Origin of the sequence: Duganella sp. FT27W (assembly GCF_009295655.1) — a bacterium.
Taxonomy (GTDB): Bacteria; Pseudomonadota; Gammaproteobacteria; order Burkholderiales; family Burkholderiaceae_D; genus Rugamonas; species Rugamonas zoogloeoides.
The window spans coordinates 638959-654351 of the sequence record NZ_WHIV01000005.1; the positions used below are offsets into that span (position 1 = coordinate 638959).

The window sequence follows — 15393 nt, forward strand, 5'->3', positions numbered from 1 at the left end:
ACCGGTGGCGTTTCAGCCTGAAGATGTCGTGCTAGAGTTACGCCTTTAGTATTTCCGAGAACGGCCAGAACCGCTCATTGAAGACTGACACAGCAGGTATGAGATTCAAAGTGAAGCGTGAGTTTTCATGAAAATAGACCACATATTTTTGCGAGCAACACGCGATGCACCGGAGGCCGATTTGCTACGTGCATTCGGCCTCACGGAGGGCGGCGGAAACAAGCACCCTGGCCAAGGAACAGAAAATCGACGATTCTTTTTTCACAACGCGTTTATCGAGCTCCTGTGGGTGTCTGATGAGTCGGAAGTTCAAAGTGAAACTACTCGGCCAACGATGCTTTACGAAAGACTGACCGACAGTTCAGTGTCGCCCTTTGGGGTGTGTTTCAGACCCACAGTAAAGGGATTGGGTATTCCATTCCCTACGTGGGATTACACGCCAGAGTACATGCCTGCGGGTATGTCTATTGGAATCGGTAACGAGGTATCTTTGTCGGAACCGATGTGGTTCTGGCTCGAGAATGGTAAAGCTCCCGATGCTGCACCTAGCGACCGCCGCCAACCGCTTGAACACACTGCTGGTGTTCTCGAAATTACCTCTATAGCCATCACGACTCCCATGGAAAAAAAGTGGTCGGATGCAGCTCAAGCGGCGGTGGATGCCGGAAGCATTAGCATTGTGAAAGATAAGCACCATCTCATGGAAATCACGTTCGACCATGGCTTTTCCGGTCTGCGGCATGATTTCCGTCCTGCCTTGCCGCTAGTGTTCAATTACTGATGCAGCGGAAACCGGCCAGGAGCTGGCCTTGGCGGAACTCGCATGGCCCTACTCGCATGGGTGGAAATTTATGCGGCGCGGACTCACCGCGACTGTCCTGTTTGGCGCACTTCTGCTATCGTTTGCGGGTAAATACTACGACCGAACGCCAGTTTTGGAGAGCGGATGCGAGAAGCAAGGATCGTCAACTGGAGCAAACGCGCACAAGGCGAGCCCGTGCGCATGGAGGCCTTTATCGCCGGCGAGGGCTACCTTCCGCACCGCCACGACAATTATGCGATCGCCCTGACTGTAGATGGGGTGCAGAGTTTCCATTATCGTGGCAGCGAACGCCATTCTTTGCCCGGCGGCGTGGTGGTCATCCATCCGGATGAACTGCACGACGGCCATGCTGGAACGGTGGAGGGTTTCCGTTACAGGGCCTTGTATCTCGAACCATATACCCTTCAAAGCATGCTGGGCGGTAAGGCGCTGCCGTTCCTTGAGGGTGGGGTGTCAACTGACAGCCGTTTGTTGCACGCGGCGATGTCTCTATTGAAAGATTGTGACCGGCCGCTCGACGCGCTTGAGTATAGTGATGCCCTGTACGAGCTGGCGGTCACCCTGGATTGGCTAGGCGGCGGCTCGCGCCGCTTGCCCAATGCCGACTACCGCGCGGCGGAGCTCGCGCGGGAGTACTTGCATGCACACTGGGACGAATCGGTTGATCTGGCAACTTTGGAGCGCATTGCGCATCGTGATCGCTGGAAATTGTCACGCGACTTTCGTACGGCCTTTGGCACCAGCCCCTACCGCTATCTCACGATGCGGCGCCTGGAACGGGCGCGCCAGCTTCTTGGTGCAGGAGAAACCATCGCCGACGTGGCCTTTCACTGCCGTTTCGCCGACCAAAGCCACCTGACCCGCCAGTTCCGTAGCGCGTTCGGCATGACACCCGGGCACTGGATCATTGCCTGCGGCAAATGAGCTGATTGCACGATCGTTCTATCCGTCGTACCTGGCAATGCTTAACATCTGGCCATTCTTTATGCCGCAGTGCGGCCCTGAATGGAGGAACAGTGAAATCACAAGAAATCTTTTCTACGGAGACGGCATCCGGGTGGTTGCCATGGGGCGTGTGCGCACCCGTGCTTGCCCTGATCTTCATCATTGTCAGCGACATGGCAACGGATCCGGTGTTGCGGCGCTTGGTTCGACTCGATGCCAAAGGCTTGCCCGTGGACTGGTGGGGATTTGCGCTATTCCTGCTGATTTCGTCCGGATCGTTGTTGCTGATCTTGTTGCTATGGGTCCAGCGGGTCGAAGGCCGCAGCCTCGCCGCCATCGGCTTGACCGGCGCCGCCAAGCTTCGTTGCTTCCTGCAAGGGCATGTGATCGGCATGGCCAGCATCGCCGGCATAGTGGCCATGATCTGGCTGGCGGGAGGGCTGGGGCGCGCGCCGTCTGATCCGTCGACTGTGCTCGCTGGTGGCTGGCATACGCCCGGCGCGCTGGCATTCATGGTCGTGTTGCTACTGTGCTTTGCCTTGCAGGCCAGCACCGAGGAGATCTTTTTCCGTGGTTGGTTGCTGTCGCTGCTGGCCAAGAAATGGAATCTATTGCTGGCCGTCGCATTCAGTTCGGCCGTGTTTGCGCTGGCACACTTTAATCGCGGACAGCATTGGCTGACCACCGTCAGTATGGTCTTGTACGCTGTCTTTTGTTGTGCCTGGGTATGGCGAACGCGTAGCCTTCTTGGTGTGATGGGTTGGCATACTGGTTGGAATTGGTTGCTGGCCGTTGGGTTTGGCTTGCCTGTGACCGGCTTCGACATGGATATTCCTCCACTGCTGGTCGCCCTCAAGCCGCTCGGGCCCGAGTGGCTCAACGGGGGGGCGCAGGGCCCGGAAGGCAGCGTTGTCTGCGTCGCTTTCCTTCTTGCTGGAACCATTTTCATGTGCTTGAAAAGGGTACCGATGTCCAATGATTCGACCGGGCCGATAAATGTGAGTGTTCAGTGATTGTGCAATGCGAATGCGGAGGGCAGCAAGTGCATTCCGGGCCGTGACTGGCTGGAAGCCCGCGTGGATACTGAATTTGTCCACATCGTGGGACACCATCGTTCTTGCGTGCAGACTTCGTCCGGATCAACGCTCCTATCCGGTGTCCAGCTCCATGTCGCTTGCTTGAGAGCCTTCTGTGCCTTGTTTTTGAGCATAGTCTTAGGCGCTTTGCAAAGAAGCCAACGGATCTAGCCAGCGACACCGACAGTCAACGAAGCGTTCAGTGAGACTGCTCACGAAACACGCCGCCACCAACAACTGCGTTGTTTGCCAGCCACAATGGAGTCAAACCTATTATTTTTCGTAAGTCATTGATTATAAAAGAATATATACGACTCTATTCACCAATGAAAGGCTTTCAAATCTCGGTTTGTTTAGTGAACCTAGTTAAACACATATATCCCACTCGACAACTATTTGTTCGGCGAAAAATAGATGTTAGCGTATATCATCCCGTCGAGAGTTGTGTTATGTGCAATATCTTCGGGTGTAACTATAAAAACACCAGAAGGAGACCCCCTTGGACAATTTCAAGAAAACCACGATCGCGCTCGCGGTCGCAAATATCGCTTTGCTGTCTGCCGGCACGGCCATGGCCCAAACCCAGCCCCAGCCTGCCAACGAACCAGCCGCCGGTGCGGTGGTGGTCGTTAGCGGTCAGCGCGCCGCGCTGCAATCGGCGCAAAAACTTAAACAGGATTCCGACGAAGTCGTCGATTCGATCGTTGCCGAAGACATCGGCAAACTGCCGGACCGTTCGGTCACCGAGGTGCTGCAGCGTATTGCCGGCGTTACCATCGACCGTAACATGGCGGGTGATCCGAACCGCCAGTCGGTCGAGGGTTCCGGCGTGTCGGTGCGCGGGCTGACTTACGTGCGGTCGGAAATCAACGGCCGCGACGCGTTTTCCGCCGGTGGCGGCCGCTCGCTTGGTTTCTCCGACGTGGCGCCGGAACTGATGTCGGGCGTCGATGTGTACAAGAATCCATCGGCCGAGCAGGTCGAGGGTGCGATTGCCGGCCTGGTCAATCTGCGGACCGCCATGCCGTTCGACTACAAGGGCTTCAAGGGCACTGTCGGCTTTTCGGAATCGTATTCGACGCTGCGCGAGGGCAAACCTTCGCCGACCAGCACCATCTTGCTGTCGAACCGCTGGACCACGCCATTCGGTGAAGTCGGCGCCCTGGTCGATTTCGCCAAGGCGAAAAGCCCCAGCCGTTCCGATGGCGTCAGCGTCGATCCGTATTTCCCGCACGTAAACTCCACCAATCCGGCCCTGTACGACCGCTCCAAGACGCAATGGATACCGCTGGGCATGGGCTATCGTTCGCAGGACTTCGACCGCACCCGCCGCGGCGACTATGCGGCGCTGCAGTGGAAACCGAACAAGGACTTAACTGCCGGGCTGACCTATTTCAAAACCCGCTACAAGGAAGACCTCGACGAGCACGTCGTGGCCTCGTCCGAGGACAAGTGGTACCAGCAAGTCGCCAGCGCGGACTCCGTATTCGACAAGAATGGCGCCTTCCAGAGCGGCACGATCTCGAACCCGACCTACGGCGGTTCGCCGTTTAACAGCTCGCAGCGCATCAATACGCGTGAATCCTCCACGCGCGACATTTCGCTCAACGTCCAGTGGCGCATCACGCCCGACTTCACCTGGACCAACGACTTCCAGCATGTGCGGTCCACCACCGAGGGCTTTGACGCCGACGTCTCGACCGGCTTCATCCTGCCGAGTCAGACCATGAACACGACCGGCAAGGTGCCGCAGATTGGCCTTGGCTCGGACGCTTACATGGCCGACCCGAAAAACTACTACTGGGCCTACACCCAGGAAGCGCTGGACCACGCGTCGGCCAACCAGAAGGCGTGGAAATCGGACGTCAAGTTCGCGTTCGACGATCCAGTGCTGCGCGACATCCGCTTCGGCGTGCGCATGGCGAACCGCGAAGGCGAAAACCACAAGGCGCAGAAATACTACAACTGGTCGGCAATCACCTTCCCGTGGATGGAAGGCTGGCAGATCAACGGCGTGGCGCGCCTGAGCGATCCACGGTTCGCCGGCGGCTCGTCGCTGCAGACGATGGACAATTTCTTCGGCGGCAAATACAACATTCCGCCGATGCTGTTCGCGGACGAGGCGACGGTGCGCGGCTTCCCCGACCAGTGGGCCAAGATCCACGCCTACCACGACGTGCTGTGCGCCGAAAAAGGTTCGACCTGCGATCCGTGGAAGCCGGCAACCTTCAACGACCCTGCCGCCACCAACACGCAGACCGAGAAGACCCGCGCCGCGTACACTCAGCTGCGCTTCGGCTGGGATAACCTGAAGTACCCGGTTGACGGCAATGTCGGCATCCGCTACGTGAAAACCAAAGGCGCCGGCAGCGGCTACGTGTCGTTCACGCGTCCATCGCTGCCGAGCGTCGGCAGCGGCGTGCCCGTGAGCGGCCAGGGCAACCTGATCGACATCGCCTCGTTCGCGCAGCAGCAGTCGGTGAATAACTCCTACGACAACTGGCTGCCGAGCCTGAACCTGCGCATGAAAGCCAGCGATCAGCTGCAATTCCGCTTCGCGGTGGCCAAGTCGATGTCCCGTCCCGACTTCAACCAGCTCCAGGTGCAGACCACGCTCAATGCCCAGCACATGCAGACGGTTACCCGGGACGCGGCCGGAAACACCACCGCCGTGCGCTTCGACGGCACCAGCCTGAACGGCACCAGCGACGGCAATCCGCTGTTGAAGCCCACCACGTCGACCAACATCGACCTGACCGCCGAGTGGTACTTCGCCAAGGCCGGCTCGCTGACGTTCTCGGCCTTTAACAAGGACCTCAAGGACATCGTCACCACCAAGAACTTCGGCTACAACGCGGTGGACTCGGCCGGCAAGCAGCAGACCTTCGTGGTCACCGGTCCGGTCAATGGCGCCAAGGGCTATGCGCGCGGTTTCGAGCTGGCCCACCAGCAGTACTACGACTTCGTGCCCGACTGGCTGCGCGGCCTCGGCAGCCAGGCCAGCTGGACCTATGTGTCGAGCGAGCGCAAGTTGAAAGATCCGGTCAACGAAGCATGGTGCTCGGGCAACGACGCGTCGTCCAACTTCAACCTGTTCATCAACGGCTGCGATACCGATGGACGTCCGTTCGGCAAGACCCCGTTGCAGGGACTGTCGCGCCACACGGTCAACCTGGCGCTGATGTACGAGCAGCACGGCCTGTCGATGCGGGTGGCCTACAACTGGCGTTCGCGCTACCTGCTGGGCGTGACCCAGTGGGGCAGCCGTGGCAACAACGGCCTGAACACGAATCCGGACGCGCCAGCGGGCAAGTACCTGATCCCGACGACCAACAACGACCAGGCCTTCGGTCTGCCGCTGTACCAGGCCGGCTACGGCCAGGTGGATGCGTCGATCTTCTATGACTTCACGGACAAGTTCCGCGTGGGCCTGGAAGGCACCAACCTGACCAACTCGTACACGCGCCAGATCATGCAGCAGCACGCGGGCGACTTCACCCGCCAGGTCTTCATGAGCGGTCCGCGCTACACCCTGTTGGCGCAATACTCGTTCTGATCGCGTCGTCACTCGGATCGGCCAGCGGGGACGGTCTCCACGCCGGCCGATCTTTCTCCCGCCCGGGCGCGTCCCGTGCGGGAGTTTTTTTTTGATCGCGTGATTGTCGTCGTACCCGTTAGAACCCCGGCGCCGGCACTTCGGGAATCTGATTGTGCAAGCTGGCGTTGATCACGTTCCAACCGCGTATCACGGCAATGCCGTAGCTCAGTTCGATGATCTGGTTGTCGTCGAAATGGGTTTTCAGCAGCGCGAAATCGTCGTCGCCCGGCTGCTTGTGCGGCAGGGCATTGACGGCTTCGGCCCAGTTGAGGGCGGCGCGTTCGCTGTCGCTGAAGAACGATGGCGGGGCTTCGCGCCAGCCGGCAATTGCGTTGATGTGGCGCGGGTCCAGGCCTTGCTTGATCAGGTCGCGCCAGTGCATGTCCACGCACACGCCGCAGCCGTTGATTTGCGAGATGCGCAGGTTGACCAGTTCCACCAGGCGGATGCCCAGCGCGCTTTTCTTGACGCTGGTGGACAGCGCAATCATCGCCTGCAGGCTGGTGGGGGCGGCGCGATAAAAATCCTTGATGCGGACGGCTTGGGTCATGATGTTTCCTTTCGAGGGAGTGGAGGGCGCCTGATTGCGCGCCTCATACTCCTTAGACGCGACCGCCGCCGCGTTTGTGACAGCGTGCTACAAAATAGTTTGCGGCGCGGCGGTCAGCTTGTCGGGATTGCGCACCACCAGCACTGCAGCGATCTTGCCATCCTCGATCACGAACGATTGCGCCGATTCGAGCTTGCCTTCCACGTAGCGCAGCAGGCCCGGTTCGCCATTCACGCGCGCCTGGCGGTAATCCACCCGCTGCGGGTGCTGGTGTTCCACCGACCAGAACACGCCTGCCACCCGGCCGGCGCCGCGCAGGATGCGCATGAAGGAAAGGATCTTGCCGCCGCCGTCGGACACCAGTTGCACGTCGTCGGCCATCATGGCTTTCATGGCGTCGCGGTCGCCTGCCTTGGCGGCCACCATGAAGCGGCCCAGCAGGGCCTGGTGGGTTTGTTTCGGTACGTCAAAGCGCGGCTGTTGCTGTTGCACGCGTTCCTGCGCCCGGTGCACCATCTGCCGGCACGCGGCTTCGGTCTTGCCCAGCATGGTGGCGATGTCGGCGTAGTCGTGGTCGAACACCTGGCGCATCAGGAAGGCGGCGCGCTCTTCTGGCGACAGGCGCTCAAGCACCCACAGGAACGCCATCGAGACGTCGCTGGCCATCTCGGCGCTGCTCTCCGGCGTGCGTTCGTCGAGTTCGACGACGGGTTCGGGCAGCCACCAGCCGATGTAGGTGGCGCGCTCGGCCTGCCGGCCGCGCAGGTAGTCGATCGCCAGCCGGGTAGTGGTGGTGACCAGCCAGGCTTCGGGCGACTGGATCGCCGCGTGGTCGCTGCCATGCCAGCGCAGCCAGGCGTCCTGCACCACGTCCTCGGCATCGGCGCGCACGCCCAGCATGCGGTAGGCGATGGCGAACAGGCGGGGGCGCAGGGTATCGAAGGTGGTGGCGTCGGTCATGGTATTGGCGAACAAGTGGGCTTGGATCATAGACGGCTGGCATGCGCGATTTGTGACAGCATCCGCTTAAATATTTTTTGGCTCCAAATGTTATACACTGCTTGCAGTGATATCTGCGAGGAGTCGCATCATGGAGCAATCCGCTACCGAATTGGACGAACGTGAGATCGAACAGCTTCAGTCATCCGCGCTTGACGCTGATCCCCGGCAGTCGGCTGCGTCCCAGGTTCTGCACCAACTGGTTGCCAGCACGGCAGCCGCAGCACTGAGTAAGTCGCTGACACCGGCGGAGACAACACGTGCCAAGCGTTTGGCTGCCATCATGAGCGTGCACGGTATTTGGAAAGATGATGTCAGCAAACCGAAAGATCCCGTCGAATACCAGCGACAGATGCGGGCCGAGTGGTGAAAGTCCTTTTCGATAGCAACATCCTGATGGACAACTTCAACGGGCATGCCGAGGCTGCGCTGGAGATGCTCCGTTATGAAGATGCGATCATCAGCTCCATTAACTGGATGGAAGCGGCCTGTGTGATGACACCAGCGGAAAAAATTCGGTTTCAGGCTTTTTTGGATGATACTGGCATCAAGGTCGTCCATCCCGACAATGACATCATGCATCGTGCCACCATTATTCGTGGCAACAGCCTCATCAATCGTCCCAAGTTCCCTCTTCCAGACTGCATCATTCGCGCGACTGCAGAAGCTTCCTGCCGAGTGATCATTACGCGCAATCCCAGGGATTTCGGCGGAGAGGGCCCCAGGGTGCGGGTACCGTATGAACTCGTCGGCGGAGTGGTGGTCAATATCAAGCCGCCGCTACCCTGAATTCGAACCTCGCGGAACTTATTTACTCAACCACAGTCCAACCCTCTCCGCCGCTACGAGCTTGAAATTCAGTCAGGCTTATACACGGGGCTGCCGGGGGCTTGCACGACGGGCTTCCGGCGCCCCGGTATGCTCACGCCAACTGCCATATTCGCTGCGCGCATGACCTGGCGCGAATTCATTCTTTGGCATGTCTTTCGAATCGCTCTACGCTGGCGACATCATTCAAACGGAGGAGACATGAAGCTCGAAACCCTGGCCGTGCATGGCGGCTATCGTCCCGATCCCACTACCCGTGCAGTTGCCGTGCCCATCTACCAGACCGTGGCTTACGCGTTTGACGATACCCAGCACGGCGCCGACCTGTTCGATTTAAAGGTGCCGGGCAATATCTATACGCGCATCATGAATCCCACCCAGGACGTGCTCGAGCAGCGCCTGGCTGCGCTCGAGGGCGGCGTGGGGGCGCTGGCACTGGCGTCGGGGCAGGCGGCGGTCACGTATGCGATCCAGACCATTGCCGAGGCCGGCGACAACATCGTCTCGGCCTCCACCCTGTACGGCGGCACGTACAACCTGTTCGCCCACACGTTGCCGCAGTTCGGCATCACCACGCGCTTTGCCGATCCGGCCGATCCCGCGTCGTTCGCCGCACTCATCGACGAGCGCACCAAGGCCGTGTTCATCGAGTCGATCGGCAACCCGCTGGGCAATATCACCGATATCGAAAAAATCGCTGCCGTGGCGCACCAGCACGGCGTGCCGCTGATCGTCGATAACACGGTGGCCACGCCATACCTGCTGCGCCCGTTCGAGCATGGCGCCGATATCGTGGTCCATTCGCTCACCAAGTACTTGGGCGGGCACGGCAATTCCATCGGCGGCGTGATCGTCGATTCTGGCAAGTTTCCGTGGGCCGAGCACAAGCAGCGGTTCCGCCGCCTCAACGAGCCGGACGTGTCGTACCACGGCGTGGTTTATACCGAAGCGCTGGGGCCGGCCGCTTACATCGGCCGCGCGCGCGTGGTGCCGCTGAGGAATACCGGCGCGGCGATTTCGCCGTTCAATGCCTTTTTGATCCTGCAGGGCATCGAGACGCTGGCGCTGCGCATGGACCGCATCACGGAAAACACCCGCACGGTGGCCCGGTATCTGCGCCAGCATGGCAAGGTCAAGTGGGTCAATTACGCCGGGCTGGAAGACCACCGTGACCATGCGCTGGCGGTCAAATACCTGGGCGGGCGGCCGTCGGGCGTGCTGACGTTTGGTGTCGAGGGCGGGGTGGAAGGAGGCGCGCGCTTCCAGGATGCGTTGCAGCTGTTTACGCGGCTGGTCAATATCGGCGACGCCAAATCGCTGGCCTGTCACCCGGCCTCCACCACGCACCGCCAGCTCAACGAGGCGGAGCTGGCCAAGGCGGGCGTCACGGTCGATACGGTGCGGCTGTCGATCGGCATCGAGCACAGCGACGATCTGCTGGCCGATCTTGAGCAGGCACTGGCCGCAGTTTAGTTTCAGCCGCGCGCCTTGCCCGGCGTTTCTTGGGGCAGCGGCACCGTCATCGCGGCGCCGTCCTTGAAGGTGCAATCGAAAATGTGCGCGCGCGAGGCGGGCGCGGCGATGGAGTACAACTCGTTGTACGGGTTGTCGTCGTCGATGCGCAGGTCGATGCGCACGCCGTCCAGGTGATTATTGGCCTCGATCTCGCGCAGCCGCTCGCGCCGCACATCCACTTCGCGGCTGGTGCGGCCCTGCATGATCGGCCCTTCGAAATACCGGATCAGCGCGCATTCGATGGCGTCCACCCGGTCCTTGAGCAGCATGTCGGCCGCCACCGCGTTCTGGTTCACCGGCTTCTCGCTCGGGTCGCCATCGTCGCACAGTACTTCCACCTGCATGCGTTGCACCAGCAGCAACAGGTCGTGGTGATCGTTATTGTTGTAGTGGATGCGTTGCACGGCGGACAGGCGCGCGCGCGCCAGACGGCCGGCCGGGTCCTTGGTTTGACCCACGTATTGCACCTTGCTGGGAATTTTCAGGCCGTGGTCGTAGCGTTGCAGCACCTCGTGAATCGACAGCGCTTCCACCAGGCCGCCCCAGTTGAGCGTGATGAAGCAGTCGGTCATGGTGACGATCGGCTTCTTGAACGTGGCCGCGAACGGAATTTCCAGGTCCATCTGCACGGTGCCGCGCTTGCCTTCGCTGCCGATCAGGATCGGCACCGTAAGCTTGAGCGAGAAGAACGCCCAGCTGACGCTGCGCTCGTGATCGAAGCGCACGATGGGGCGGTTGATGACAAAATAAATCAGCCGCTTCTCCATGGTCGCCTCGAGATCGAACTGCATTCGGCGCAGCTGGCGGCCGATGGGGTCGCGGATGTCGGGCCGCTCGGGGAAGCCGGCAAACAGGTCATACCAGTGGTACTTGGCGTCGGAAACGGTGACGCGCCAGGTCTGCCGTGCGTTGCTGCGTTGCGGCAGCAGGGGCAACAGGTCGTCGAATGCTTCGGGCGCCGTCAGCAGGTCGTTGAACGGCTCGGGCGCATCCTCGGGCGGCAATACCAGTCCCAGTTCTTCCAGCGAGGGCTCTTGATCGTCCTCGCCGGCGACCTGGTCGGGTAAATCGCTCGTCATGTGGATGCTCCAGTGTGTCAGATCAAGCGGGCAGTATAGACCCTGCCGCAAATTGTATCCATCCGTTATTTCTGTGCGGCAACCTGAAATGTCACACTTGGGGTCAGACTTTGGCGCCCTTGGCCGGTTCAGGAGGTGTCATGCGGGACACAATTACTTCACCGTCGGCGACAAAACAACTGAGCAGGTGGCGGGTTGCCGCAGTCACTTGCCCGGAGCCGATTCTGTCATATGCGCCCAGTTCCGGCCACTGTAAATCGATGGTGAACTGCACCAGGTTGTTGGCTTCTTGCACAGCCGTCACGCGTTCGCGCCGCAACTGGCGCTCGTTTTCCTTGCGCGGCAGCGGCGTGGCGCCCTCAAAATAGCGGATCAGGGCCGCTTCCAGCAAGTCCATGCGTTCGCCTTGCAGCACGGCGGCGGCGCGCGGGTGGGCGTTATGGGGCAGTTCCGCCGGGTCGCCGCTGGCGCAGTTGACCTTGACGTCGAGCTGCTGGACCAGCAGCAGGGTGTCGAGGTCTCCCTTGTGCCGGGCGTGCAGCTTTTGCAGCGCGGGCAGGTGCGCGCGCGACAGTTGCGCTTCCGGATCGTGGGTCTGGCCCACGTACACCACCTGGCACGGCACCTTGTCCGGCGCATGGGCCAGCAGGATGTCGTGGATGGAGAAGGTTTCCACCAGGCCGCCCCAGTTGAGCGTGACGTAATTGGGCGTGAGCACGACCATCGGCTTTTTCAGCGTGGCGGCAAACGGCACCGTGAGTTCGAAGGAGATGCTGTCGCGCTTCTTTTCCTGGCCCACCAGCAGCGGCAGGGTCAACTTGAGCGAAAAGAAGCCCCAGTGGACGGTTCCGGCAGCGTCGAAGCGTACCGGCGGGCGGGTGAGGGCAAAGAACAGGTGGTGCCGGGAGGCCACCGCGTCGAGCTCGAACTGCATGCGGCGCTGGTAGCGGCCGACCGGATCGTGGATGTCGAGGCGCTCGGGGAAGCCGGCGATCAGGTCGTACCAGTGAATCCTGGCATCGGCCACGCTGGCGTACCAGCTTTGCGGGGCGGTATGGCGTTCAGGAATGTACGCCGTGTAATCTGCCATTTGCTCTGCTGGAGGCTGCAGGGTTTGGGCAGCCAGCTCGGGAAGAGTCATGATGTCGGAAAGTGGGTTGAAGAGGTTTGCTGCTTAATTACCATAAAAATAATAAGTAATTCTACGCAGAAATATGGAGGCTACCCCTGCTCTCCTTGCAAATCAACAGTTTTCTACAGAACCGAGCAAATGCGCGGCGGTTACAACGTTTCCCGCATCAGGGTCAGCAATGCCAACGGGTCGTTCAGCACCCGGTCGGCCTGCCAGTCCAGCGGCTTGTGCGGACCGCAGTAACCCCAGCCGGCAGCGATGGTGGGCATGCCGGCCGCCTTGCCGGCCTGGATGTCGCGCAGGTCGTCGCCCACGTACCAGCAATCGCGGGGATCGAGTCCCAGCCGCGCTGCGGCTTCGAACAGCGGCGCCGGGTGCGGCTTGGCGTGGGCCGTGGTGTCGCCGGAGATCGAGCAGGCGGCGTGGTCCAGGCCGATCAGTGGCAGCAGCGGGTCGGTAAAGCGCTTCGGTTTGTTGGTGACCACGCCCCATTGCACGCCGGCTGCTTCGATGCCGGCCAGCAGTTCGGGTACGCCGGCAAACAGGGTGCTGTGGTCGGCGATATTGGCTTCGTAGTTGTCGAAAAAGCCGTCGCGCAGGGCCAGGTAGCCATCGTCCTCGGGCGTCATGCCGAAGGCCACGCCGATCATGCCGCGCGCGCCAGCCGACGCGGTGGGGCGCAGCAGTTCGTAGTCGGACGGTTGCAGGCCGCGCGTGGTGCGCAGCAGGTTGACGGCGGCGGCCAGGTCGGGCGCGGTGTCGGCCAGTGTGCCGTCGAGGTCGAACAGAATGGCGCGCGGGGCAGTCAGGGCAGTGGTCATGAGGTCAGTCGAGTGGGCGGGTGGTGGCGATCATGTAATTGACGCTGGTGTCGTCATTGAGCGAATAGATCTTGGTGAGCGGGTTGTAGCCGAGGCCCTTCATGCCGCGCGTTTCCAGGCCGGCGCTGCGCACGTATTGCGCCAGTTCCGACGGCGTGATGAACTTGTCGTAGTCGTGGGTGCCCTTGGGCAGCATGCGCAGCACGTATTCCGCGCCGATGATGGCAAACAGGTAGGACTTGGGGTTGCGGTTGAGCGTGGAAAAGAACACGTGGCCGCCCGGTTTGACCAGCGCGGCGGCAGCGCGCACGATGGCGCCGGGATCGGGCACGTGTTCGAGCATTTCCATGCAGGTGACCACGTCGTACTGGCCCGGCTCCTGCGCGGCCATGTCTTCGGCGGCCACCAGTTTATAGCGTACTTGCACGCCCGATTCCAGGCTGTGCAGGTCGGCCACTTTCAGCGCTTTTTCACCGAGGTCGATGCCGGTGACGTCGGCGCCCTTGCGCGCCATCGATTCGCTGAGGATGCCGCCGCCGCAACCGATGTCGATCACCTTCTTGCCGGCCAGCGGCACGCGGGCATTGATCCACTCCAGGCGCAGCGGGTTGATTTCGTGCAGGGGACGGAATTCGGAGGTAGGGTCCCACCAGCGGTGGGCCAGGTCGGAAAATTTTTGCAGTTCTAACGGATCAGCGTTCATGGTGCGGCTTTCATGAAAAGATATCCCGCTATTCTAAAGCAGCAGGCATAAAAAAACCCCGCCGAGGCGGGGTTCGTGCGGCGGGGTGACTCGAAAGCCGTAGCGAGCGGCCCGATATCGTCTTGAGTAGCGGAAGCGTACGGAGGTACGCTGAGCAACGGAGAGGCGATAGCGGGTCGCGCAGTAGGCTTGAGAGTTACCCTTATATTACTTGCTGGTGCCTACGACTTCGATTTCCACGCGACGGTTTTTCGCGCGGCCTTCGGCGGTCTTGTTGTCGGCAACTGGCTGTTTCTCGCCTTTGCCTTCGGTGTACACGCGGGTTGCGTCAACGCCTTTGGAGATGATGTAGGCTTTGACTGCTTCAGCGCGGCGTACCGACAGCTTCTGGTTGTACTCGTCCGAACCAACGGAGTCGGTGTGACCAACAGCGATGATGACTTCCAGGTTGATGGCGCCCAGTTTCGAGGTCACTTCGTCCAGCTTGGCTTTGCCTTCTGGTTTCAGGACCGATTTGTCGAAATCGAAGAACGCGTCAGCGGCGAAGCTCACTTTTTGTGCGGTTGGCACTGGAACTGGTTTCGGCGTTGGCGCTGGGGTTGGTGCCGGAGCTGGTGCTGGAGCCGGCGGTGGTGGCGGTGCTACGCACTTGCCATTTTCCAGTTTTTCTGGCTCAACGCACAGTGGCAGGTCGCAACCTGGCACGGCATCGGCCGGGGTCCAGTAGCCGGTGCGCCAGCACAGACCGAACGGATCACGCACGATCACACCGCGTGCATCTTGCACGTAGGCGCTTTTCGGCGTTGCAGCCTTGATGTCCTGGGTAACAGGAGCGTAAGGTGGTGCGGTAGGCGCGGTTTGCGCGAATGCCGAACCAGCAAAGGCAGCCGAGATGGCCAACAACGAAATAAGTTTCTTCATATTTTTCTTCCTTTCGGGGGTGATATCCGCAGAAAAACTGCGCGACGTGCATTACGTGGGCCGGATTTTACCACGCAGGGGCGTCACGCCCGTCTCCCGATTGCGAAACAAGCAATTGACTTCTGATTCATTTTGCCACAATAGATCCTGGTGCGCGAAAGCGGTGCACCTTTGCACCAATTTGCTCACTACCAATATGTTGTTTTGTCGCAACGTGATTGTCGATAATAAATGAGTAATGTGTCATGAATATTACATCGTGTTACAAGCGTGCATCGTGCGCCAACCCGCACAGGCGCTGGGCCCGAGGGCAAATTGTGTTGGTGCCCCTGTCCGCATGTTAAAATCCTACTCTTGCCTGTCCTTATTGAAGGGCAGGGCAACAGTGTAGTACGTGCGGCAT

At 60.5% G+C, this 15393-nt stretch carries 14 protein-coding genes; 7 read left to right on the forward strand and 7 right to left on the reverse strand.

Annotated features, from left to right (window positions below; translation table 11 throughout):
* Nucleotides 1–127 precede the first annotated feature (127 nt).
* The 4 genes from F8197_RS24780 to F8197_RS24795 all read left to right on the forward strand — a co-directional run bounded on the left by F8197_RS24780 (nucleotide 128) and on the right by F8197_RS24795 (nucleotide 6400).
* Nucleotides 128–781: a VOC family protein gene (locus F8197_RS24780; protein ID WP_152884334.1), complete on the forward strand. Its 654-nt coding sequence runs from the start codon at nucleotides 128–130 to the stop codon at nucleotides 779–781.
* A gap of 165 nt (nucleotides 782–946) precedes the next feature.
* Nucleotides 947–1747, forward strand: a complete 801-nt coding sequence (locus tag F8197_RS24785; protein ID WP_152884335.1) for an AraC family transcriptional regulator — start codon at nucleotides 947–949, stop codon at nucleotides 1745–1747.
* 92 nt (nucleotides 1748–1839) lie between these two features.
* Nucleotides 1840–2781, forward strand: coding sequence for a CPBP family intramembrane glutamic endopeptidase (locus F8197_RS29510; protein WP_152884337.1), 942 nt, complete (start codon nucleotides 1840–1842; stop codon nucleotides 2779–2781).
* 562 nt (nucleotides 2782–3343) lie between these two features.
* Entirely contained in the window at nucleotides 3344–6400 is a 3057-nt protein-coding gene (locus tag F8197_RS24795) for a TonB-dependent receptor (RefSeq protein WP_152884339.1), read from the forward strand.
* Nucleotides 6401–6518: 118 nt separating this feature from the next.
* Here F8197_RS24795 and F8197_RS24800 read toward each other — a convergent pair whose 3' ends face one another.
* On the reverse strand, nucleotides 6519–6992 hold the full coding sequence (locus tag F8197_RS24800) for a carboxymuconolactone decarboxylase family protein (RefSeq protein ID WP_152884341.1): 474 nt from the start codon (nucleotides 6990–6992) through the stop codon (nucleotides 6519–6521).
* Between the two features lie 87 nt (nucleotides 6993–7079).
* Nucleotides 7080–7982: an RNA polymerase sigma-70 factor gene (locus F8197_RS24805; protein ID WP_227012396.1), complete on the reverse strand. Its 903-nt coding sequence runs from the start codon at nucleotides 7980–7982 to the stop codon at nucleotides 7080–7082.
* A 100-nt stretch (nucleotides 7983–8082) separates the two neighbouring features.
* On the opposite strand from F8197_RS24805, the gene F8197_RS24810 reads away from it, so the two are divergent.
* The 3 genes from F8197_RS24810 (at nucleotide 8083) to F8197_RS24820 (ending at nucleotide 10292) form a co-directional block, all read left to right on the forward strand.
* On the forward strand, nucleotides 8083–8361 hold the full coding sequence (locus tag F8197_RS24810) for a hypothetical protein (RefSeq protein ID WP_152884343.1): 279 nt from the start codon (nucleotides 8083–8085) through the stop codon (nucleotides 8359–8361).
* A complete protein-coding gene (locus F8197_RS24815) occupies nucleotides 8358–8780 on the forward strand; it encodes a PIN domain-containing protein (protein ID WP_373996971.1) in 423 nt (140 codons plus the stop codon). The genes F8197_RS24810 and F8197_RS24815 overlap by 4 nt, the downstream gene beginning before the upstream one ends.
* Nucleotides 8781–9020: 240 nt before the next feature.
* Nucleotides 9021–10292, forward strand: coding sequence for an O-acetylhomoserine aminocarboxypropyltransferase/cysteine synthase family protein (locus F8197_RS24820; protein ID WP_152884346.1), 1272 nt, complete (start codon nucleotides 9021–9023; stop codon nucleotides 10290–10292).
* 2 nt (nucleotides 10293–10294) lie between these two features.
* On the opposite strand, the gene F8197_RS24825 is transcribed toward F8197_RS24820, so the two are convergent.
* The 5 genes from F8197_RS24825 to ompA all read right to left on the reverse strand — a co-directional run bounded on the left by F8197_RS24825 (nucleotide 10295) and on the right by ompA (nucleotide 14990).
* A complete protein-coding gene (locus F8197_RS24825) occupies nucleotides 10295–11413 on the reverse strand; it encodes a hypothetical protein (RefSeq protein ID WP_152884348.1) in 1119 nt (372 codons plus the stop codon).
* A gap of 103 nt (nucleotides 11414–11516) precedes the next feature.
* Nucleotides 11517–12503, reverse strand: coding sequence for a hypothetical protein (locus F8197_RS24830; RefSeq protein WP_152884350.1), 987 nt, complete (start codon nucleotides 12501–12503; stop codon nucleotides 11517–11519).
* A 191-nt stretch (nucleotides 12504–12694) separates the two neighbouring features.
* A complete protein-coding gene (locus tag F8197_RS24835; RefSeq protein WP_152884352.1) occupies nucleotides 12695–13366 on the reverse strand; it encodes an HAD family hydrolase in 672 nt (223 codons plus the stop codon).
* A 4-nt stretch (nucleotides 13367–13370) separates the two neighbouring features.
* Nucleotides 13371–14069: a bifunctional 2-polyprenyl-6-hydroxyphenol methylase/3-demethylubiquinol 3-O-methyltransferase UbiG gene (gene ubiG / locus F8197_RS24840; protein ID WP_019921772.1), complete on the reverse strand. Its 699-nt coding sequence runs from the start codon at nucleotides 14067–14069 to the stop codon at nucleotides 13371–13373.
* Nucleotides 14070–14276: 207 nt separating this feature from the next.
* On the reverse strand, nucleotides 14277–14990 hold the full coding sequence (ompA, locus tag F8197_RS24845) for an outer membrane protein OmpA (protein WP_056138937.1): 714 nt from the start codon (nucleotides 14988–14990) through the stop codon (nucleotides 14277–14279).
* Between the last annotated feature and the right edge of the window lie 403 nt (nucleotides 14991–15393).